General features: G+C 65.8%; 21 protein-coding genes. 9 read left to right on the forward strand and 12 right to left on the reverse strand.

The window, feature by feature from the left end:
• Nucleotides 1-90: 90 nt before the first annotated feature.
• From AWB94_RS06805 to AWB94_RS06820, 4 genes are all read right to left on the reverse strand, one after another.
• Nucleotides 91-333, reverse strand: coding sequence for a ribbon-helix-helix domain-containing protein (locus tag AWB94_RS06805; protein ID WP_062654553.1), 243 nt, complete (start codon nucleotides 331-333; stop codon nucleotides 91-93).
• A 503-nt stretch (nucleotides 334-836) separates the two neighbouring features.
• Nucleotides 837-1,760, reverse strand: a complete 924-nt coding sequence (locus tag AWB94_RS06810) for a hypothetical protein (RefSeq protein WP_131805176.1) — start codon at nucleotides 1,758-1,760, stop codon at nucleotides 837-839.
• A gap of 103 nt (nucleotides 1,761-1,863) precedes the next feature.
• Entirely contained in the window at nucleotides 1,864-2,358 is a 495-nt protein-coding gene (locus AWB94_RS34535; protein WP_131805177.1) for a hypothetical protein, read from the reverse strand.
• A 135-nt stretch (nucleotides 2,359-2,493) separates the two neighbouring features.
• A complete protein-coding gene (locus AWB94_RS06820; RefSeq protein ID WP_234811646.1) occupies nucleotides 2,494-2,793 on the reverse strand; it encodes a DUF732 domain-containing protein in 300 nt (99 codons plus the stop codon).
• A gap of 216 nt (nucleotides 2,794-3,009) precedes the next feature.
• Between AWB94_RS06820 and AWB94_RS35030 the strand changes: the two genes are divergently transcribed.
• Nucleotides 3,010-3,333 carry a hypothetical protein gene (locus AWB94_RS35030; RefSeq protein ID WP_062654557.1) on the forward strand — a complete coding sequence of 108 codons (324 nt, stop codon included), beginning with the start codon at nucleotides 3,010-3,012 and terminating at the stop codon, nucleotides 3,331-3,333.
• A 107-nt stretch (nucleotides 3,334-3,440) separates the two neighbouring features.
• Nucleotides 3,441-4,157 carry an LpqN/LpqT family lipoprotein gene (locus tag AWB94_RS06830; protein ID WP_062654558.1) on the forward strand — a complete coding sequence of 239 codons (717 nt, stop codon included), beginning with the start codon at nucleotides 3,441-3,443 and terminating at the stop codon, nucleotides 4,155-4,157.
• A gap of 222 nt (nucleotides 4,158-4,379) precedes the next feature.
• Here the strand turns inward: AWB94_RS06830 and AWB94_RS06840 are convergent, their stop codons facing one another.
• The 6 genes from AWB94_RS06840 to AWB94_RS06865 all read right to left on the reverse strand — a co-directional run bounded on the left by AWB94_RS06840 (nucleotide 4,380) and on the right by AWB94_RS06865 (nucleotide 9,110).
• A complete protein-coding gene (locus tag AWB94_RS06840) occupies nucleotides 4,380-5,108 on the reverse strand; it encodes a hypothetical protein (RefSeq protein WP_131805179.1) in 729 nt (242 codons plus the stop codon).
• Nucleotides 5,109-5,163: 55 nt separating this feature from the next.
• On the reverse strand, nucleotides 5,164-5,412 hold the full coding sequence (locus AWB94_RS06845; RefSeq protein ID WP_062654561.1) for a hypothetical protein: 249 nt from the start codon (nucleotides 5,410-5,412) through the stop codon (nucleotides 5,164-5,166).
• Between the two features lie 2 nt (nucleotides 5,413-5,414).
• Nucleotides 5,415-5,768, reverse strand: coding sequence for a hypothetical protein (locus AWB94_RS06850; RefSeq protein WP_131805180.1), 354 nt, complete (start codon nucleotides 5,766-5,768; stop codon nucleotides 5,415-5,417).
• Between the two features lie 74 nt (nucleotides 5,769-5,842).
• Entirely contained in the window at nucleotides 5,843-6,268 is a 426-nt protein-coding gene (locus AWB94_RS06855; RefSeq protein WP_207626218.1) for a hypothetical protein, read from the reverse strand.
• Between the two features lie 227 nt (nucleotides 6,269-6,495).
• Nucleotides 6,496-7,965 (reverse strand): neutral zinc metallopeptidase, encoded by a 1,470-nt coding sequence (locus AWB94_RS06860; RefSeq protein WP_064961215.1) that lies wholly within the window; start codon nucleotides 7,963-7,965, stop codon nucleotides 6,496-6,498.
• A complete protein-coding gene (locus tag AWB94_RS06865) occupies nucleotides 7,962-9,110 on the reverse strand; it encodes a helix-turn-helix domain-containing protein (protein ID WP_165605252.1) in 1,149 nt (382 codons plus the stop codon). Before AWB94_RS06865 ends, AWB94_RS06860 begins: the two co-directional genes overlap by 4 nt.
• 570 nt (nucleotides 9,111-9,680) lie before the next feature.
• Between AWB94_RS06865 and AWB94_RS06875 the strand changes: the two genes are divergently transcribed.
• The 4 genes from AWB94_RS06875 (at nucleotide 9,681) to AWB94_RS06890 (ending at nucleotide 15,634) form a co-directional block, all read left to right on the forward strand.
• A complete protein-coding gene (locus AWB94_RS06875) occupies nucleotides 9,681-10,511 on the forward strand; it encodes a sensor domain-containing protein (RefSeq protein WP_062654566.1) in 831 nt (276 codons plus the stop codon).
• Nucleotides 10,512-10,612: 101 nt separating this feature from the next.
• The gene (locus tag AWB94_RS06880; RefSeq protein WP_165605253.1) at nucleotides 10,613-11,854 is read left to right on the forward strand and encodes a DUF4878 domain-containing protein; all 1,242 of its coding nucleotides are present in this window, start codon (nucleotides 10,613-10,615) and stop codon (nucleotides 11,852-11,854) included.
• A gap of 496 nt (nucleotides 11,855-12,350) precedes the next feature.
• Nucleotides 12,351-13,628, forward strand: a complete 1,278-nt coding sequence (locus AWB94_RS06885) for a DUF7373 family lipoprotein (protein ID WP_131805182.1) — start codon at nucleotides 12,351-12,353, stop codon at nucleotides 13,626-13,628.
• 11 nt (nucleotides 13,629-13,639) lie between these two features.
• Entirely contained in the window at nucleotides 13,640-15,634 is a 1,995-nt protein-coding gene (locus AWB94_RS06890; RefSeq protein ID WP_046189491.1) for a serine/threonine-protein kinase, read from the forward strand.
• A 44-nt stretch (nucleotides 15,635-15,678) separates the two neighbouring features.
• Here AWB94_RS06890 and AWB94_RS34540 read toward each other — a convergent pair whose 3' ends face one another.
• Nucleotides 15,679-16,104 carry a hypothetical protein gene (locus AWB94_RS34540; RefSeq protein ID WP_057969518.1) on the reverse strand — a complete coding sequence of 142 codons (426 nt, stop codon included), beginning with the start codon at nucleotides 16,102-16,104 and terminating at the stop codon, nucleotides 15,679-15,681.
• Between the two features lie 351 nt (nucleotides 16,105-16,455).
• On the opposite strand from AWB94_RS34540, the gene AWB94_RS06895 reads away from it, so the two are divergent.
• Nucleotides 16,456-17,202: an SDR family NAD(P)-dependent oxidoreductase gene (locus AWB94_RS06895; RefSeq protein ID WP_107529121.1), complete on the forward strand. Its 747-nt coding sequence runs from the start codon at nucleotides 16,456-16,458 to the stop codon at nucleotides 17,200-17,202.
• 273 nt (nucleotides 17,203-17,475) lie between these two features.
• Nucleotides 17,476-18,204: a class I SAM-dependent methyltransferase gene (locus tag AWB94_RS06900; RefSeq protein WP_046190080.1), complete on the forward strand. Its 729-nt coding sequence runs from the start codon at nucleotides 17,476-17,478 to the stop codon at nucleotides 18,202-18,204.
• A 34-nt stretch (nucleotides 18,205-18,238) separates the two neighbouring features.
• Here the strand turns inward: AWB94_RS06900 and AWB94_RS06905 are convergent, their stop codons facing one another.
• Entirely contained in the window at nucleotides 18,239-18,850 is a 612-nt protein-coding gene (locus AWB94_RS06905) for a CGNR zinc finger domain-containing protein (RefSeq protein ID WP_046190081.1), read from the reverse strand.
• Nucleotides 18,851-18,893: 43 nt separating this feature from the next.
• Between AWB94_RS06905 and AWB94_RS06910 the strand changes: the two genes are divergently transcribed.
• Nucleotides 18,894-20,108, forward strand: a complete 1,215-nt coding sequence (locus AWB94_RS06910; protein WP_064961216.1) for an MFS transporter — start codon at nucleotides 18,894-18,896, stop codon at nucleotides 20,106-20,108.
• The last annotated feature ends 315 nt before the right edge of the window (nucleotides 20,109-20,423 follow it).

The raw sequence follows: 20,423 nt of genomic DNA on the forward strand, positions 1-20,423 counted from the left end.
CGGCTTCCACGCAGCTTCGAACACGCAGCTGGTCGACGTGATCGCTATCGCGCAACGCGATGAGGACGGTGACGTCCAGCAGCGCTCGTGTCACACCGCTTCCTCGTCACGCAGCCGATCGACGTAGGCATTGGATACGGCGGGACCCCGACGCTCGAACGGTTCGAAACCATAAAAGCCCTCGGTGCTAGCACCTGGATTCGTGTTCTGTTGCTGCGTCAGCGCTTGCCGCGCGAGGTCGGACAGGACCTGACCTGCAGTCCTGTTCTCGCGGCGTGCGCGTTCCTTCACCGCCAGCAAAATATCGTCGTCAAGTGACAGCGTGGTGCGCATGCATCTGATGCTAATGCACTGCATGCATCAGTGGATGCGGACGACAGGCGCCCGCCCGCGCGCCATCGTGTACCCAGAGACCGCGACACCCGCTGCGGCAACCGGCGTTTCGTCGACGACTACGCGCGCAGCGCCCCGGCCGCCATCAGGGCTTCGCCCCGAAGAGCGCATCGAACGGGTCATGACCCGGCGTGCCGCCGATGATGCAACCCAGCCCGTGGCCAGACCGTCCTGGCCACGACGAGCCACATCCCGGACACCGAAGGGCTCCACGGCGGCTGACCTCGCGTGCGGGACCCGCGCCTACACTGGCAACCCAATGAACCACCGGCAGGGAGGCACCATGGTCGACAGCGATGCTTGCGAAGACGCAGGCCACACCGATATGGCCCCGCACGGAGTAGATGAACTTGTCGAGCTGAACATCCTCACCGTGGCGGTTGCCGCGGCCACAGCCTGACCCGACGAACCGACTTCGCCGCGGGCCGCAAATAGCCTGGGCGTCAGATGCTTTCAGCGCCAAGCACGGTTCGAAGCGCGGCCAAGTCCAGGTGGCCGGCCAAGAACTGGTCGACGGGGCTGAGCCGGTAGCCGTGGTCGCCGAGATACTCCAGGTAGGTGCGGCGGCGCTCCGATGACGCCGGACGGTGCAGCGGCTGCGACAGGGCCCACTCGAAGGCTCCGAAGACCGTCGCGGCGATTGCCCGCCCAGCATCACCGGGTGTGGTGCTGGCGAAGACCTCCTCGTAGCGGCCCTCGATGCCGAGCAGGTCCCGCGCGGCGATGATCATGCTGGCCGGACATAGGTCCTCGGCCACCAGTCGCATACTGCGGGCCGCGAACAGCTCCGCTGACACCACCGCGGTGCCGGTGTGGATGTGTTGGCGCACCCAGGCGCGACGTGGCGTCTGGGCGGCGTTGATCAGGCTGTCGAGCCGGCGCATCAGCCGCCAGTCGTGCTCGGCATCGTTTTGGGCGACCCCACTCAATCGAACTGGCTCGACCCCGGTCCAGGTAGAAGCCGGCGTTGCCTGGCTGAACGTCCGCGGCTGGGCTGCCTCGCCCGTGAGGTATGCAGCGTGCACGGCGAGGATCGGTGCGCGGCGCGCGAGGTCGGCCACCGTGCGCCGATGGCCGACGCCCAGGCACAGGTATCGCTCTTGGCGGAGGTGATCGCGGGTGTAGATCATCCCAAGTGTCGATCCGGGCCCGCGGTCACCGACGTCCTGATTTACCTGCCAGCCGGCGAATCCGCTGACGTAGGGCAGCAGGTGCGTCGCTAGGTGCGACAGGAGTTCGGCCGTCGACGTTGCACCGGGAAGTGCCCACACTTGGCGATGAGACTTGGTGTCATCACTCATGGCCACCGAGTCGCGATCCACGATCAACTGCACCGAGCCCGAGTCCGACTGCGTAACGCCCGCCACACCTGTCACGCTAGCGCGACGCCTCGCCGCGCTCGGCGCCGCCGGGAACCCAATCGGTCGGCGGTCCCTGCGGGACCCGGACGCAGCGGTGCGGCAACAGGGTTCAACTTCCGGTCATTGCGTCGACGCACCCGTCCATGAAGTCGCCTCGGTTGAAGTCGCTCTGCTTGCCCACAGGAGTGCTCAGGACGAACTGTTGCTCGCAATACTCTTCGGGCGCCGCTCCCCCGAACTTGACCATCGTCGAGCCGTTCTCAGCCGCTGCGCGCCCCGCCTGATAGGACTCGTCGTCGCGTGGGCCCGCCCCGGTGGCGGAGAGCACGGCGTAGCCGACCAGGGCAAGCGCCGCGGTGGCCGCGAGGCCGATCAGCCAACGTGTGGCGGTGCTGCGTTTCCGGGGCGGGGGTGCGCTGAATCCACCGTAAGGATGTGGAGGCGGCACGCCGTACCCAGGCGGCGGTGGTGCCGGCTGCCATTGCTGTCCCGGCCACGGCGGCGGGTTTCCCTGCCCGCCGGCGGGACCGTAGGGGTTCGGTTGGTGCCATCCCGGTTGGGGCCCCGACGGCGGGCGTGGCGGCTCCCATGGAGGTGAGTTCACGTGCCGCTCCTTCCAGCGTTCGATGAACTGTATGCGGCATCCTCGCTGCATCGCAGCGCTCGGTGGTCATGAATCGCTGGTTGGGCGAGGTGGTGACCGCGTCGGGCGTGCGGCGGGCGGCGATGGTTGTTCGGGTCAGCCCGGAGCCTGGGTGCACATGGTGCTGCGTGCCGCACCGACCAGGGCGGCGGCCTGCTGTGGGCTCGCTCCGTAGGTTGCGGCGGTGGTGTCGATGGTGGCCTGTGTCCCCTGACCGGTGTAGAGCATTCGGCATGCCTGGTTGCCGGCGAGCAGCAGTTGGTCGTCGTTGCCAGGGAAGCCGCCGCGGGTGGCGTTGAGAAAGTTGGTCTGGTCGGCGGTCAGCGGGATCGGCCACGCGCCCGCCGGCGTTGCGGCAAGGCCCAGTAGTGCCCCCGCTGCAGCTGCTGTCGCCACGACCTGACCGAGTCGTCGTTTCCCCGTGAACATGGCACTCCCCCATTTCGAGTTCGGACGCGCAGATGTGCGCAGCTCGACTGTAACGCTGCCGGGGATCCTGTCAGCGCACCATTTTTGGACAACGATCGGCCGCAGAAACTGGTGCGGCTAGGGGCGACCGGGCGGACTTAGCATGAAATCGGCGGAATTACCGCCCAGTCACGGGGGCCGAACATGAACGCAAGTACCCGCAGCACAAGGTGGTTCAACGCCGCCGGGCTGTGGAACGGGTTGACCCTCGGCCCGTTGGCGGCGGTGTCGGCGCTGCTGGTGATGGTGCTGTCCGGTGCGCTGTGGACCGGCACGCTGGCGTTCATCGCCTTGATATGCCCCACCGCGATATTCCTGATCCTGGCTCTCATTTCGCTTGTGCGCCGCGGCAACACCTCGTGGTGGGTGTTCTCGGCACTCGGCTCGGTCCTGGGCACTGTGCTGGTGTGCGCTGCGATCCTCGGCGCGATTTCCGGGATCGCCTGGATGCTTTCCGATCCCGGCTGATGCGTCCGCGCGCGTGCTCGCGACGTGACATCACGCCACCGGGTCGCCTACCCGCTCTGACCCAACTACTCGTTGTCCACATCTGCACATACGGGAGGTCGCCTCGCATGGCGTCGACGAAACCTCTATGCATCCGTTTCGCGGCTGCACTGGCCGCCGGCCTGGTTGCGATCACGACGGCCGGATGCAGTGATGAACCGCAACCGGTCAGCTTCGAAGAGTTGTTCGCGGACAAAACGATTCCCGGCATCACCGGCCCCGCCGCGCCTCGCAGCACGTTTGCACCTTCCGGTGACAGCAGTGCCTGCGCCGCCGCGGACACCGCGACGGTGGACGTCCCGGCGTTCGCCACCGGTGAGCCGGGAGTGCGCGTCCCGCAACCGCCCGGGTGGACTCGCTTCACCCAGATGGACAGCGAGATAATCCGCCTCGCGCTGACCAATCCGTCAATGATCGCGAACAAGTTTGCGCCCAACATCGTGATCACCGTCGAGCCATCGCCGTCACAAGATGCCGCAACCGTCTACACCCAGGCACAACACAATCTCATCAATTTGGCTGGCGCGCTCGATATGGCGGTCGCCCCGGTCACGGTGTGCGGCCTACCCGCCGAGAGGATCACATTCCGGTCGCCCGGCATGGGCCCGCAGTCCGCGGAGCGCCACTTGCAGGCTATTCAGGTGCTCGCGAGAGGGGACAGCGGCCAGGCCTACCTGATTTCGGTGACAGTGCAGACCACCGACCCGAACAACGCCGACTACCAGCGAGATGCCGCCCGCATGTTGGATGGAGTGCAGGTGTTCGCGCCCACCGCATCTCACTGAGGCACACGCGGTGCTGGCACCACCTCTGGCAACGCGAACTGTGTTACGGGCGTTTCCAACCGGTGACGCGCAAGTATGGGTCCGCCCCGTTGCTATCGTCACCGCGCCCGCCGTGTTCGACATCAGCGCCGGTCACGTCGACCGATCCGACGGTCCGCGATAGGTCGATACGTGGCGGCAAGTCGGAATACATGTTGCCGAACCCTGTTTCGTCGGCGATGATCACCGCCTCCTCCAACTGATCACAGGAGCATTGTGCGGCTTGGATTCGTGGGTGCGGGTGTCGAACACGGCGGCGCCTGCGGCTCCGGCCAGCACCTGCCATGGCGCACGTCCGGTCATCGTGGTGTATCCCTGCTGCCGCAGTGAATCGGTGTCGGCTCGTTCGAGGTCGCTACGAAAAGCGTTGTCGGACTGCATCAGGTCGGCGGTGCGGCGCGCCGGCGGCACGCACGCAATACCTTCTCCCATCACGATGAACGCGACCCGCTCTGCGCGTGCGGCCAGGTCTGCGCCCAGCGTTATGCACTCCTGCGGGGCGGCGTCGAAGTTGACCGCTTCGATAGCTATATCGCAGGTGATCATGCCGGCGTTTCCCGGTCGCGACGCGGTGAGCAGCCAATAGCCGAGGCTCAATGACAGTGGCAGCGGCTGCGGATCCTCAGCTGCTTGCCCCCAGCCTGAGGTCCACCACACCCCCGCCCCCAACAGGCTGCTGTATGCCCTGGACGGGTCGAAGCTGCGCGTCACGTGGTCACCACCGACGATGACCACCAACTGTGCCGCGTCAGGGCCCGGTGCTTGCGGACCACCGATGACCGGGATGCCCAACAGGGCGGCCGCGTCCAGACACGCGGTGCGCAGCGATGCCCACCGGCCATCAGGATCGGCAGACAATCCCGGCACCAGGGCGATCGGATGCGGGCACAGCGCCGCCGCAGTCAATGCCAACGCGCACACTCGCTTTCAATTCCCGAACGGCATCAGAAAATCTGTTCCCTGCTACTCAATGCTGAGCGCGCTCTGCCGGCGCGTCGCGGGCGAGGAGAGGCCAGACCAGGACCAGTAGATCGAACACAACCAGGACCGATATGAAGTAGCTCGCCGGCGGATCAGAAAACGGGATGCCCAGAATCAGTGCGCAGAGCGTGGCGACCAGGAATATTCGCGTGCCGCGTTTGGAGGTCAGTTTGGCTACCAGAATGAATGCCGCGATATACCCGCCCGCGGTAAGAACCCACCAGTACCACTCCATCGCTATCCAACCTCCCCCGTCCCCGTTGTCCCGCCCCTGCTGCTGTTGTTGTTGCCGCTGATCGACCCGCCGAGCCGTTCCCGCCAAACGAAGAGCTTGTTGCTCCACACCGCGGCGTCGATCGGATCCTCCACACGAGTGAACCCGGACCCGAACGTGTCGTACGCCTCGATGGCAACCTGCATGGCAGCCAGATGGTTGGGCAGCGCCTCGTGAAACCATTCGCGCGAGGCCTCTTCGAACTGTGAAAGAACCTGCAGCACAGCCGGATCGTTGGTCTTGGCTTCTTTCAGCGTCCGGGCGGCCTCGCTGAACTGGCTGATGGTGCGCTGACCGTCGACCAGCAGGCGCGCCACCCGCCAGATCATCTCCTGCGGATCGATGGAGAAAACGCTCTCCGCGGAGGCGTCCTCACCGGGTGCCGGCCCGATCACCGGGGACCCGCCTGGACCATGAAAGACATACACACCACGGCGACGATGACATGCACGACGCAGAACACCACCGGGACCGGCCACGCGGGCCGGCCCCTGACCAGCTGCACGATAATGAAGGCAAGGTCGACCACCGGCAACCCCACCGCCGACACCAATGCGGTGTTCACACCGACGTCGGCCCAGCGAGGGTCGCCACACTCGCGGTAGGCACACGGGTCAAGTCCCATCACCGATAACCCGACGACCATGGTGGCGCCGAGCGCCACCGTGATGTGAACGGCCAGCAGCGGGATCGCCACTGCGGCATCAGTTCCGCGCCGCGGCGGTGTCGCAGTCATGTTCGTCATGAAAGGGCCCTCCTCGCCTCGGGTGCCGGGGTCGAGCCAGGTGCTCAACATGCCCGTACCCGGTGTGGTCATGGGCGGTCTGCTGGGTGAGCAGGATCGCTTGCAGGACCGTGTGTCGCGTAAGTGCCGCATATCGCCCGCGACACCAGCTATGCCGGCTTGCGCATGCTCCGTGCGGCGATGAGGCCGCCTACATCGATGACCGGCGGCGCACCAATGCAGTGCGACGTGTGGCGCGAGCAGCGGAGACGCGATCGCGGTATCGGCACCGCCGTTGCGCCGCGCCGGCTTCACCGCCGTCACGGGAACCGCGCGAAGCAGCCGTCGACGCTCGGGGTGATCACCCCGGACCGGAAGGCCATGATCCTGGTGAAACCCGCTGCGACAGTGTTGCCGTCGACTCCCGATGATGCCATCCCGTTGTTGAGCAGCCCGGCCACCGCTTCGTCGAAGTCTCCTGCGGTCATCACGATGTTCCCGCCACTGGGGGCGTCGATCGGTTCGACCATCTTGCGTTGAGCGACACCGGTGAGGCAGGCGGTGCGTACCGATGCCGCAGGGTCGGTGAGGTTGACGCCACGTTCCTGCTGCAGCGCCAGCGCCACCCGTGAGATGAGCACTGAGATGGCGGTGTTGTCGCCCTGTACCAGGACGCGTTCCTGGGAACCGGCCTCGCTACCCAGTGCCTGTAGGCCGGGCAGGTCGACGGCGATGGTGTTGGTCGACGGGCAATAGGAGACCGGCGGTGTGGCTTTCACATCCGGGCAGGCCGGTGCGTTCGCGTCCAACGTGACCGTGGGCGGCGGGTTGAGTGCGTAGATCCCTGAGACCACCTCGGTGACCATCTGCACCAACTTCTCGTTGATCGGGGCTTGGCCGCCCTGGTCCTGTTCGTCCTCCAGGATCATCGGCATGTCGCCGCGGCTGGCTTCGATCTGTGCGAGATCGATGTCGGCGCAGGCCTGTACACCGTCGATGAAGCCGGTCTGAAAGGCACTGATCCGATCGAGGGCATTGCCGTGCCCCTCCTCGACCATTTCCTGGTCTTCGGGGGTCAGGACGGGGTCGCGGATGGTGATCACCGCGGCCAGTACGCGGTTGAGGCCGTCGCTGGTATTCAGTTCGAAGCGCTTGGAGTTGCCTTCGGCGACCCAGCGGATGTAGTTGCCGGCGAAGCAGTCTGCCTGCTGTTCACGCACGATCACCGGGGTCGAGCGGTCGACCAGATCGCCCATGTTCTGCACCGCGTGGCCGTATTCGTGGGCCAATAATCCCGCGATCGAGACATCGCCGAAGTATTTGATGCCGGTGGGTACCAGACTGCCTCGGTCCCAGGCGATGAGATCGGCCGCCGGGCAGAAGAACGCGTTGGGTTTGCGGAACCAATCCGAGCCGCAGATGCGCGGCCCGAGTGGGTTGGTGGAGTCGTAGGAGGCGATATTCTCGACCGGTTCGAACGAGCCGACCAGCGGGTCGCTGTAGTGCTGCTCCCAGAACTCCACGACATCGTTGACCGACAGCATGCCGAGCAGATCGGCCTCGGAGCCGTCGCCGTTGACGACCTCGCCTTCGGGTTCGGGGGCATCGGGCCGGATACCGCTGGGACCGTCAACGACCGGCAAGCCACCGACGGAGTTGGGGTTGTACAGCGATGACTTTGCTTGTCCGCCGCCTTCAAGCGGCTTGGAGCACCCGGTGATCAGGGTGGCCCCCAGAGCTGCGGCCACCGCCGCCGCCAATATCCGTGATCGCGCCTGCCACATGATCATCGGGCACCCACCACGGCGATGAACTGCTCGATTGCGACCCTGGCCTGCGCGCTGAGCGGGCGTTCGGCCTCCGCAGCGGTGACAGTGTCGATATCGGTGCCGGATGCGGCGGCCACCTCGGCGAGGCTCAGGCGGCTGCGGGTGCGCACCGCGGTCAGCCGCTGCCCCAGCGTGGCCGCCGGTGCGCGGGCAGCGATGTCGGCCAGGTCCTCCGTAGTCAGACGGATCTGGCTCAGCAGTCGGGCGACCTCGGGGCGGCCGGGGCTGGTGGCCGCCGTACCGGAGATGCCGCGCTCCAGCCGACGCAACTCGGCCAACATCGGCGCAATCTCGGCCCCGAACTGCGGGGAACTCGCCGATGGCAGCCCCGCTGCGCGCGCCAGCAGCTGACGCAACGCGATCTCGGAGGCGTCGATGAGGACCCCGACCTGCACGGTCGGCGACAGCACCTCGGTGGACTCAGCGTCGGGCGCCGGCGCACCCGCACGGATCCGGGCAATAGTGCCCGGCGACCAGTCCAGATAGCCCTCGATTCTGGTCAACGTGCTCTGGCGCGGCCAGTGCTCACCGCGTTCAAACTTCACCAGCTGGCTCTGGCTGACGATCCGCTCATCAGCGAGCTTGCGCTGAGACAGTCCCAGCTGCTCGCGGCGAGCCGCCACCGCTGCTCCTGCCCGCGCGATCGACAGGTCGACCTCGCCGGTCAGGGTGTGGACACCGTCGGCATCAGCGATGTCGTCAAGGTCGTCATCGGCGCAGGCCGCCAGCCCGTCAGCTGTGCCGGCACGCTCATCCGGGGCTGCTCTGCGGATGCGCACCTCAATGCCGTCAGCGGCACCCATATGCAAGGTGACGGCTTCAGTGAGCGGCGAGGGCAGTGGCAGCGACTCGATGCGGTCACCGTCGAGGAAGGTGCCGTTGCGGGTGTCGTCATCGCTGGTGACCCACTGCCGCCCGATTGGCTCGATGCGTAGATGGGTTCGCGAGATGGCGGGGGCGGTGATGCGGATGTGCGCCGGGGGTACCCGGCCGATCAGCACCGCTCCCTGCCCGGGTTCGGCGATGAACGTTCGACCTGCCACCTCGATCGCCAGCGCTGGCAGGTCGACCTCCGCCGTCGGCTCCTGGCACTGCTGCACTGTCACGTCCCCTCCTGATTGCACTACATCCCCTGTGCTGCACCGATAGCGCTAGCACAACTTCCGGAGCGGCACCGCCCAAATCGTCGCAGCCCATCGCCCCGGCTAACCGGGGAAAACGGAGCGCCTGGGCATCGCTGCCCGCGAGCTGTGCTGTTACCGATTTCAGTCTTACACACCGTGAGAGGGGGCCCGTGCGGCAAATAATTGGTGCAATGGGCGTGCAACGGATCATGCGATGATCGATGCGACGGATGGTGCAGGACAACTCATCGCACCGCGAGACATCGGGGGGAATACGTGAATCCGCAGGATCCCAGGCAGCCCGGAGGCGGTCCGCGCCGCCCAGTGCCAGGCGGTCAGCCGAACGGGGACCGCACGCCGTTTGACCAGCAGGAAACCCAGCAAGCGCAGGTGTTCGGACGGCCACCCCAGGTACCGCAACCACCGCATCATTCGCAGGCCCCGCACGGTTACCCGCCGGCGCCGCAGTACGCGCCACCGCCGCCACCGCCGAGCGCACCGCCGGCCTCAACAGCGCCACAGCCCTCGCCTGAACCGCCACGCAACAGTTGGATGGCACAGCTGCAGCAGCGCCAATGGTGGATCGCCGGTGGGGTCGTCGTCATCGCCGGCGCTCTGGTGGCCTACGTGACGGCCACCGGTGACAGAGGCGGAGACGAGGACACCGCCACCGCCGCGGCCACCACCGCCGCGGCCACCACCGCCGCGCAGGTGCCGGCGAGCCCGACGACCACGGTGCCGTCGCAGCCCAGCGCCGAGGCGACCCCGACCCCCACTGGGCCGCCGGCCCCGCCACCACCGGCTCCGCCGACAGGACCCACGCTCGCCGCGGACGCGCTGGCCCCGCTTCTGTTGCCCGCCGCGGAAGTCGGCACGCAACTCAACGTCACCGGCGCGGCAGCACTCGGGCCGCTGGAAACCCGACCGCTAGCCGGCAACGTCGCACCACCGCACTGCACCGGGGCGTGGGGCCCGGCCTACGCCGCGACCTACGACGGCACCGGTTTCACCGGGATGGCCATCCAGGGTGTCGCGCAGGGCCAGGAGCACCGCATCGCCCAAGCGGTGCTGGCATTCCCCGACCCCGCAGCGGCCCAACGCATCTACGACAAGCTCGTCGGTGACTGGAGCGCATGCCAGAACACCCACGCCGTGTTCAGCTACCAGGGCGCATCCACCGAGATCGACATCAAGACACCACGCCCGATCGGCGATATCGACACCCTGATGCTGGTGCCCACCACCTCGCAGGTCGCCGGACAGCAGTGCGAACGCGGTATGGCGTTGCGCGGCAACGTCATCGTTGATGTCCGGGTCTGCTCACCGACCGTCGGCAGCGCCGGATACTCCATCACGCGCGCCATCGCCGACAAGATCCGCTGACCAACGCGACGCAGGTCCCGCACCCGCACACCGCGCAGCCATACCGCCTTTCGGCGCAGTCGTCGACGCTGCACCGACCGGCAGCGCACAAGGAGAGCACCGTGAACAACCAGAACCCCCACGGAGGGTGGCCGGATCCCGAGGGCCCCACCGTCGCTACGCCGAAGTTCCAGCGCCCGGCTTCACCGCAACCACCGCCCGACCCGGGTTGGGGGCAGCAGCCTGCCCCGCACAGCTCGTGGTCCACACCAGCGCCGCCCCAGCCCCAGAGGCAGTCGTGGGCAGGGCCGCCGCCCCAGGCACCCGCCGCGGGCTGGCCGGCCTCCGCTCCGCAGCCGTCTGGCTGGGCCAACACTGCAGGTGGTCCGCGGGGCGGACCTAAGCGCGGCCGGCGAAAGCTGTTCATCATCGCCGGTGCCGCGATAGTTGCGCTGATCGCCGCATTCGTGGTGGTTCCGAGAGTCACCGGTGGCGGTATCGGCGCAGGAGGCCTCTCCGCCGCCGAGACCGTGACCGCGTATCTGGAAGCACTGGCCAGCGGCAACGCTGAGGAGGCGCTGTCCTACGCCAAGGTCACCCCCGCGACCACTGATTTCTTGAACGACGAGGTGCTGGGCAAGCAGATCGCCAAGATGCCGATCACCAATATCCGCATCCTTGACGACAGCGAGGGCGCGCAGTTTGAGGCGATCGGGAAGAACATGGTGCGGGTGGCCGCCGATTTCGGCGGGACCACCTCCGATGCCGGCCTGCACCTGTCCAAAGTCGATGACGAATGGAAACTCGATGAGGCGTTCATCAGAGCCGAGATCAGCAGGTCTCGCACCGACAGTGCCGCGGACAAGACGCTCACCCTGTTCGGCAAGCCCCTCGAAGACACGTCGACGGTTTACCTGTTCCCCGGCTTCAACGACCTCGCCAGCTCCAATAAGAACCTCAGCATCACCACCGAGAACTTCCTGCTGAATCACTTGGAGGTCAGCCGCGCCAGCATCTTCACGAGATTCGAACTGTCCAAGTCAGGCGCCGCGGGAGTCAACGAGGCGGTGGCAGAAACATTCGCCGCCTGTGAGCGTTCGAAACTACTGAGCCCGCCGGGATGCCCCTACGAGATCACCCGCGAGGATGCCGTCGAAGGAACCGCCACCTGGGGCCGCACGGATATCAGCGATGTCACTGCCGGCATGTTCGACGCGCAGACACTCACTGTCCGAGTGAGCGGCTCGGTGGTGATGACGGTCAACATCCAACTCCGCGACGGAAATACCGTCGACGGCAACATCGACAAGTTTTTCACCGGCACCGTTGACGTGGCCAAGACACCGCCGGAGCTGACTTTCTGACCCAGCCCGGCGACCGCACGATGCTCCCATCCACCGAAGCGCCCATGCCCACACCAGGATTCAGCAAAGGAGGTATCCGCTATGACGAACTGGCCTGGTAACCATGTCAATCCGCCTCCCAACCCCGGCTGGGGGACCCCGACGCCGCCACACAAGCCGTGCCGCAGTACGCGCGTCCACAACCGTCACCCGCCAATACCACTGGTGCTCAACCACCCCCACCGGCTGAAGCGCACCCATGGACCGCGCCGCCGGCCGGCTGGAACGCCGGGCACCCACACGCCTGGCCGCCGGAGCCGACCAGGCCCAACCCGGCTCCGTCAGGCCGACGTCGCGGACAGCTGCTGATGATGGTGGCAGCGGTGCTGATCGTGGTCGCGGACATCACCACCACTCCCCCGTGAATCGTCAATTGACAACATGCGCAGCCGTTCAGCCACCCGAAAGAACCACCCACGTATCAGGGAAAGACCGAGGCAATGCTAGAGAAGCACCCGTGACACCTACCACCGCCGTTCTGAAAGTAGCGACTGCAGCGGGTGCATGTGCCGCGCTGATCACCGGATGCTCCCCCACCACAACGGGAACCCCGACCACGCCCACAGCGGGACCTGATTCGGGAGCCAATGTCGCGCTGATGGACACCGGCACCTACGACACCTCCTCCAGCAAACCGTTCGGCACCGCCGGCGACGATGTTGACGCCGCCAACGTGCTCGAAGCCCACCGCATGGCCGACTTCGTGATCGGTCCGTGGGAGGTGGACGCGGAGATCAAGAACATGCCGGGGGCGCTGAGCTTGGGGCTGATCGGGCCGATCCCCTCGATCGACGTCATGCGCGTCAACGGTGTCTTCAAAGACGATCTGATCGCAGTGGCCGAGGAACACCGCTTCATGACCGGCTTCACCACCGTGCGCGTGTTGCCAGAGCAGGCGGGCCAAACCCGCAGCCTGCACAACGTCGTGCTCATGTTCCCCGACGCTGCTGCCGCCGAGGCCGCCGCCGCGGAGATGGCCACCGCGGAGGCGTCTCGGCCCGGGGAACCCCCGACACAGCCAGTCACCCTCGGCAACACACCGGAGGCACGCGCTGTGTCATCGACAATCGATGGTGGGGTTCAGAAGGTGGTCAGTTTCACCGCGCATGGCCGATACCTGCTGTATCAGGAGGCGAAGACCGCCGACGAGTTCCTGGGCGCCAACGCGGTCAGCCTGGTCGACGGCGCCCTGATCATCCAGAAGCGCCGGACCGACGAGTTCGTCCCCACCGAACCTGACGCGATGCGGGATCTGCCGCTGGATCCCAGCGGGCAACTGCTTGCCCGGACCCTCATCGCACCCGACGGCCGCGCACCGTTCATCATCGGGGTCTGGAAGGCCCGCGGGTGGCTACATTTCGAACTCGACCCGCTGCAGGCCAACGCAACGTTCAACACCGCCGGGGTGGACATCGTGGGCCAGCGACTCACCACGGTGTATCAGGCCTCCAACGCCGACGGTGCCACACGCATCGTCGATGGCCTCGTCGACGAGATCGAGAACCTGCCGTCGGTGCGCGAGGTCGATGGGGTGCCCGGCCTGCCAGGGGCGACATGCTTCCAGCGCACCGAAGGCGGCCTACCCGGCACCTCGCCGAGCACCTGGCAGCGGGTGGTCTGGCAATACAAATGCGTCGCCACCGTCGATCGCTACGCCTACACCGCGTTCTCCGACACCGCAGTCGATGTACGTCAGCAGATGGCCGCTCAATACCGAATTCTGGCTGGACAGTAGGTGATGCACTAGTGGTTCTCCCCGCAGGGTCAAACATCGGCGGCTACATCGTCGAGGACGTTCTCGGTTCCGGGGGCATGGGCACCGTTTACCGAGCACGACACCCCGTGCTGCCGCGCAGCGATGCCCTCAAAGTGCTCTCCGCGGAACTGTCCCGCGACGAGCACTTCCGCGCACGTTTCGAACGCGAAGCCGAACTGGCCGCCACCCTGGATCACCCCAACATCGTCGCCGTGCTCAACCGCGGTGAAACCGACGGCCAACTGTGGATCGCCATGCAGTACGTCGCCGGCAGCGACGCCGAACGCGAACTGGCCGCCGGACGCATGACCCCGCAACGCGCCGTGCACATCACCGGTGAAGTCGCCAAAGCCCTGGACTACGCGCACCGCCGAAACCTGCTGCACCGCGACATCAAACCGGCCAACTTCCTACTCTCCACCGACGATGAGCGGATCTTTCTAGCCGACTTCGGTATCGCGCGCGCCCTCGACGACGCGGTCAACCTCACCCAGACCGGCACCGTGATGGCCACCATCGCCTACGCGGCACCCGAGACACTGGCCGGCGAACCCGCCGACCACCGCGCCGATGTCTACTCCCTGGGCTGCTCTCTGTACCGGATGCTCACCGGCACATCACCGTTCAGCAGCTCCGGTGGCATGGCCGCCGTGGCTGCCGCGCACCTGATGTCACCCCCGCCGCGGCCCACCGACGTGGTGGCCAACCTTCCGGCCACGATGGACACTGTGATCGCTCGCGCCATGGCCAAAGAGCCCATCCACCGCTACCAGAGCGCCGGGGATCTGGCCCGCGCTGCCGCCGCGGCACTCGATGAGACCACCGCCGAGGTACGCATCACCCCGGCGCCCTCACCCGCACAGCGCCCACCGTGGGGTCCGGAGAACAGTCCGCCGCACTGGAGCGGGCCACACACCGGCACAGGCCCGTATCCGCCCGGGCCGGGATGGTCCACCGGGCCGACCCCCGCGACCGGGTGGCCCACCGGCCCCGGACCCGCCGCCCCGATGCACCTCTCTTCGACGCGAAAACCGCGCAGCCGCAGGACCGCGCTGGCCGCCGCGGGCGTCGCCGCCGCCGTCGTGGTCAGCGGCGGGGTCGGAACCTGGATGTTCACCCGCGAGGACACCCCCGCCTACGCGGCACAGACACTTGTCCACGCCCACGGTGAAGCCACCCTGACCGCCCCACCGACATCCATTGTGGCCGCCGGCCCCGGCGACGGGGACGCGGTGCTGTCGCTGGGCGTGCAACCCGCCGCCATCGTCGCACCCCCCGCCGGCCTGCCCAGCTGGGAGAAAGACCTCATCACCGGCGACACCCAAGTGCTCACCAGTGCTGACCCTGCCCAAATCGCGGCGGCCAAGCCTGATCTGATCATCGACACCGGCGACATCGACGCAGCAACCTACCGCTCCCTGGCCGAGGTCGCGACCACCATCACCCGCGCCCCCAACGCCAACGAATGGAGCTGGCAGACACAGCTGCAATGGGTAGGCCGCATCCTGGACCGCACTGAACAGGCTCAGCAGCTCATCGACGAGGCTGCAGAATCCCAAGCCAAGCTGCGCACCGAGCATCCGGTGTTCGACGGTAAGAGCGTCGAGGTCGTGTTCGTCGCCGATGACGGAATCAGTGTCGCCACGCCGAATTCAGCTGCGGCGCAGTACCTGCAAGGTCTGGGGTTCCGATACCTGGACAAGCCGGCGATCACCGCGTCCGCGGACGGATCAGATATCGCTGCCGTCGCCGACCCTGAGCAACTCAACACGATCCCTACCGACGTACGGATCGTGGCACGCACGGACTCCGCAGCTGGTGGCGGCAGCTACAACGGGCTGCCCGACCCGTTCACCAAATTCCGCGGCGCCACAATCATTGTCGATGACACCGCGGCGATCGACGCGCTACGCGTACCCGGGTACGCGGCCACCGCTTACCTGAATACGGCACTGGTCAACGCACTGAGCCGCCAGATCCGCTGATCGACATCTCGACGACAGAGTCTGTGTCGATAGTCGCTTCACTCTCAGGCGTGTTTGCGAGGGCGGCCAGCAGCAAGCGGATGGTTCTCCCGTCGTGTCCTGAAAGCCTCGATGCTGGCCCTTGTCCAGATGGGTCCGCTGCGCGGCTTGGCGACGGGCGCAGGGAAACCGGGTGTTTTCTGCAGCAACTGGATGACTCGGGTAGCCGAAACACCCAGTACTTGGGCAGCATCACCGACACTCAGAAGATCCATCTCTGGCGGGTGTGCGAGCAGTGCTTGATGTTGCTCAGTGGGTTGCACCGCAATTGCAGAGGGCTTCTCGCGTAGCAGCGGACGGGCCAGCCGCAGCGCCAATGTGGTGGCCTGGCGCAGCGTCGGTGCCTTCACTTCGAACACTGCGCTCAGAACCTGGGCCTCGGCATCGTAGGTGACAGACCTATCAAGGTCTGCAACCGCGCGTTCGGTCAAACGGGCTGTCGTACAGGAGGCTGTTGCTGTCCACCGAGTCACCGGTGTGTCCTTCCCTATCTCATCACCCCCAAACCCTTATCAATGATGGCGCATCAAGCCGCGAAGCGACACCCAGCAAGCGCTCGGTACGGATGCCGCGCAACCTGTTCCGCGGGAAGAGTCCGAGTGGGGTTCGGCCAGTGAGGAATGGAGTACCCATGCTGCGCGTTCGGGGATTGGGCGGTGGGCAGTGTCGAGCGGAGTTCTCATATCAGCTCCATGGACCATGAGCCGGAGTTGAACGGGTCGTTCGAGTCCTCACCGACAACGAGGTCACCAACATTCTCAGGTCATCTCTAAGCTCAGTTCATGTCTGCAGTGAGTGGGATCGCGTTGGTGACGGGGGCGACCCGGGGTATCGGTGAAGCGACGGCGTTGATGCTCGCGTCACGGGGTGCTCACGTGCTGGTGAGTGGCCGCGACGTAGAGAGTGGTCAGGCGGTGGTGAATGCGGTGCGTTCGGCGGGCGGGGCCGCGGATTTCGTGGGTGCGGCGCTCGTCGACGCCTCCAGTGCTCAGCGCTTGGCAGCCGAGGCGAACGAAGTGGCCGGGCGGGTCGACATTCTGGTCAACAACGCGGCGATCGGTGTGTTCGGCACCACCGCTGCGATCGACGAAGCCGATTTCGATGCGTGCTTCGCGGTCAACGTCAAGGCACCGTTCTACTTGGTTGGCGCCTTGGCGCCACAGATGGCCGAACGCGGTCACGGAGTGATCGTGAACGTCTCGACCATGGTCGCTTCCTTCGGAACGGCCGGTTCAGCGGTGTATGCGGCGAGCAAGGCCGCGCTGAACCTGCTGACGAAGTCCTGGGCGGCCGAGTACGGTCCGCGCGGTGTGCGCGTGAATGCGGTCGCCCCCGGCCCGACCGCGACGGACAACGCGCTTATGCAGTTCGGGGAGGACGGGCTGGCGGCGATGATGCGCCACACCCCGGCACGCCGCGTGGCAGCTCCAACCGAGATCGCCGAAGCTGTCGCTTATTTGGCCAGCGATCAAGCCAGCTTCGTCCACGGCGCGGTCATACCTGTCGACGGCGGGCGCACCGCCGTATAGAGAACGCATCCGAGAGCTTCCCAGCATCGGTGTAGAGGGACGTCCCTCATCCGCGGCCGGTGCGATCGCTATCATGGATGGGCGATAGTCGCACGCTCGCGCTCTATCGTTTGCTTTCAACGCGTTTGAACGCTTCGGGTCGGGTCGACCGGTGCCCTGTGGAGCTGTTCCGTATACCGATCCCGGCTTTTGATTTCCTGTCCGGTTACCCTCGCGATATGAGGTTGCCCCGCTCGCTGCGGTTACTCGGCCAGCCGAGCGCCCGGACCACTGATGGTCGACGGCGTGTGGATCACCGCGCCAGCTGGACTGCCCAACGACTTCGTCGTGCTCCGAGTCCGCTACCTCGATGACGTGCTCGACCGGGCCTTCGCTGACGGAATCGACCAGATCGTCCTGCTCGGTGCCGGTTTCGACACCACGAGTCTGCGTCACCAACGTGCCGGCGCGACCTTCTTCGAAGTTGACGTGCCCTCCACCCAACACGACAAACGCTGCACCACAGACACACTCCTAGTCGGCGAAAAGCAGTCCGCGATCAACTGGGTGCCATGTGATTTCGAGAAGGACCGACTGCCCGAGCGCCTCAAAGCCGGTAGGTTCGATCCCGCCCGCCGCTGCGTGGTCGCCTGGATCGGAGTCACGATGTTCCTCAGCAAAGACGCGATCACCGCCACACTGACCGACATGGCCACCGTGTGCGCACCGGGCAGCACCATCGTGCTCGACTACATCGATCCCGACGTCATCTCCGGCAGCACCACCTCACCAAGCGCACAGCGAGTAGCCAAGACAGTCGCTTCCAACGGCGAGCCGTACCGCACCGGGTACACCACCACCGACATCAACGCTGCCCTCACCGACCACGGGTTCATACCCGACGACCACGCAGCCGCCACCGCACTACAGCAGCGCTACTGCCACACACGTGCGCCGCTGCCTGCCGGCCACGACTGGCTGAGAGCCCTCACTGCCGTCAGAAATGCGCGTGACACGATGTGAGTGTGACGACGTATACGCACCCTCGGCGATCGGCTTATGGTGACGCTGTCGTCTCGGACCGGCGAGCGCGATGCGCTGCCGCCTTCGCGCGATTGCCGCACCGACTCATGGAACACCAACGCCGCTGGCGTGCGCCGGGTGCGAGAAGGTAGATCATCCGGCAGTCGTCACTCGCGCATTCGCGAAGGTGATTCCTTCTCTCAGAGTCTGAGAGGAGGGCGAGAAGGTCGCGGGTAACGCTGGCACAAACGGCAGCCTGGTCGAGCGCCGCCATGTGCGCTTGCGGCCCATGACGGCCGCTGACAAGACGCGGCAAGGGAACGTCTGCACGCGCCCACGCCTCGATCCGCTGAACTGTCGAAAGGCCGACAGGTTTGTGATGAAGGTACGCAGTCAGCACCTCCCACGAGGCCTCGCGAAGATCGCGCAACTCAGTGAGCAAGCTATCCCAATCCACATCGGCAGCAATGTCGATGCCGACGCCGGCACACCACCGCACGAGCGCCTCGATATCGGCTAGACGCTCCACCCGATGGGTCTTGCCTGCACCACGCCGTCCGACCGTCGCGGCGAGATTCAACACGAGGGAACCGGCGTCGTAGCGGAGTTCCCGCAGGGCGGTGCTGGTGCGGTTCACCGAGTTCATGCTTCAATAGTAACCTCATATCCGGTTATTTAGGACGGGTGCGATGTCGGCTCGACTGCCAGGATGGTCTCGCGCTGCTGCGGGCCTTGCGGTTGTGGGTTGGGGCGCAAATCAATTCGCTGCACTACTTCCGGTTTACCGGGAGACGACTGGTCTCTCCGCCTCGCAGATCTCGTTAGCGTTCGCTATCTACATCGTGGGTCTCATCCCCGCACTCTTCATTGCTGCTGAGGTCGCGGACCGCATCGGTCGACGCTGGCTCGTCCGAATCGCCGTTGTGTTGTCCGCTGCAGCGTCGGTAGTGCTCTGCTTCAGTCCGCAGGAACACTGGCTGCTGCTGCTCGGTCGACTCATGTCTGGTGCTGCCGCTGGCGCTGCCCTCGGGCCGGGATCTGCATGGGTAACTGAGCTTTCAGACGATGACAGGGCCGCCGCTCCGAAGCGCGTCACGGTGGCGCTTTCCGTCGGATTCGGAGGGGGGCCGCTCGTTGCAGGTGTCGTCGCACAGTGGGCTCCATGGCCTGAGGCCTCGCCTTACTCGGTTCATTTTCTTGTCTCGATAGTTGCGGCCGCACTGCTGTGGCGAACGCCCGATCCTTCTTTCGACCACGGAGCGCCTACGAAGGTGGCGGAGCATCTGGGCACGACAGAGCGGCCTTCTGACAGACCAGACACCGCCCCGAAAGAAACGTTCTGGGAGACGGTCAGGTCTGCAGCGTTCATACGGACCATCCCATTCACGGCGCCATGGGTGTTCGGCGCAGCAACCATGAGCTTCGCCATCGCGCCCTCCGTCATTCACGTGCCAGGTTTCAGCACCGCGAGTGCTGGAGTCATCACCGGCATCACCATGGGCTCCGGTGCACTGGTGCAGCCGCTTGCGCAGCGAATCGAGCGATGGAAACAAGGCGCCGCTATGCCGGCTGGGCTCAGCCTCGCAGTGTTTGGAATGCTTCTCGCCGCCACCGCATTCGCCGTTCAGATCAGCGCCCTGCTGCTTCCAGTGGCGGTGATCTTGGGATCGGCATACGGCGTCATCCTCGTTGCAGGGCTACGTCAGATCGAAACGCTCGGCCATTCAAAAGACCGTGCACGTCTGAACGCCGCCTATTTCTCCTTCACCTACATCGGATTCATCCAGCCATTCGTATTCGCCGTCGTCGCGACCACCCAGACCAGCCAGATCATCTTCGCAATGATCGGCGCCCTGGTCGCCACAGCCACAACCGTCGCTACCAGCAGAGCACGTCATGTCTAGAAGACCCGAGCCGAACCACTCTTTTCATTTCTTCGGGCTTCTCCTGCCTTGGCTGACGGTCCGCAACGAGCACGTCGGCTCAACACACGCATTGCCGGCGTGCCTCGTTGGCGTTGGTGACTTTCGGGGCCTCGCCGCCAGTCGGCTGGTCCTGCCCGCGCGTTTGAATACCCGGAACAACAACGGGGTCAACAGAACCGCAACCGCCGGGGCCAGGCCCGGCGACAATAGATGTCGATCGCGCCGTTTCTGAGATAACTAACCAGTTCGGGGTTCTAAATGTCCTCATCTGAGCTGGTGGGCTTGGGGTGACTA

Source organism: Mycolicibacterium canariasense, assembly GCF_002101555.1.
GTDB classification, from domain to species: Bacteria; Actinomycetota; Actinomycetes; order Mycobacteriales; family Mycobacteriaceae; genus Mycobacterium; species Mycobacterium canariasense.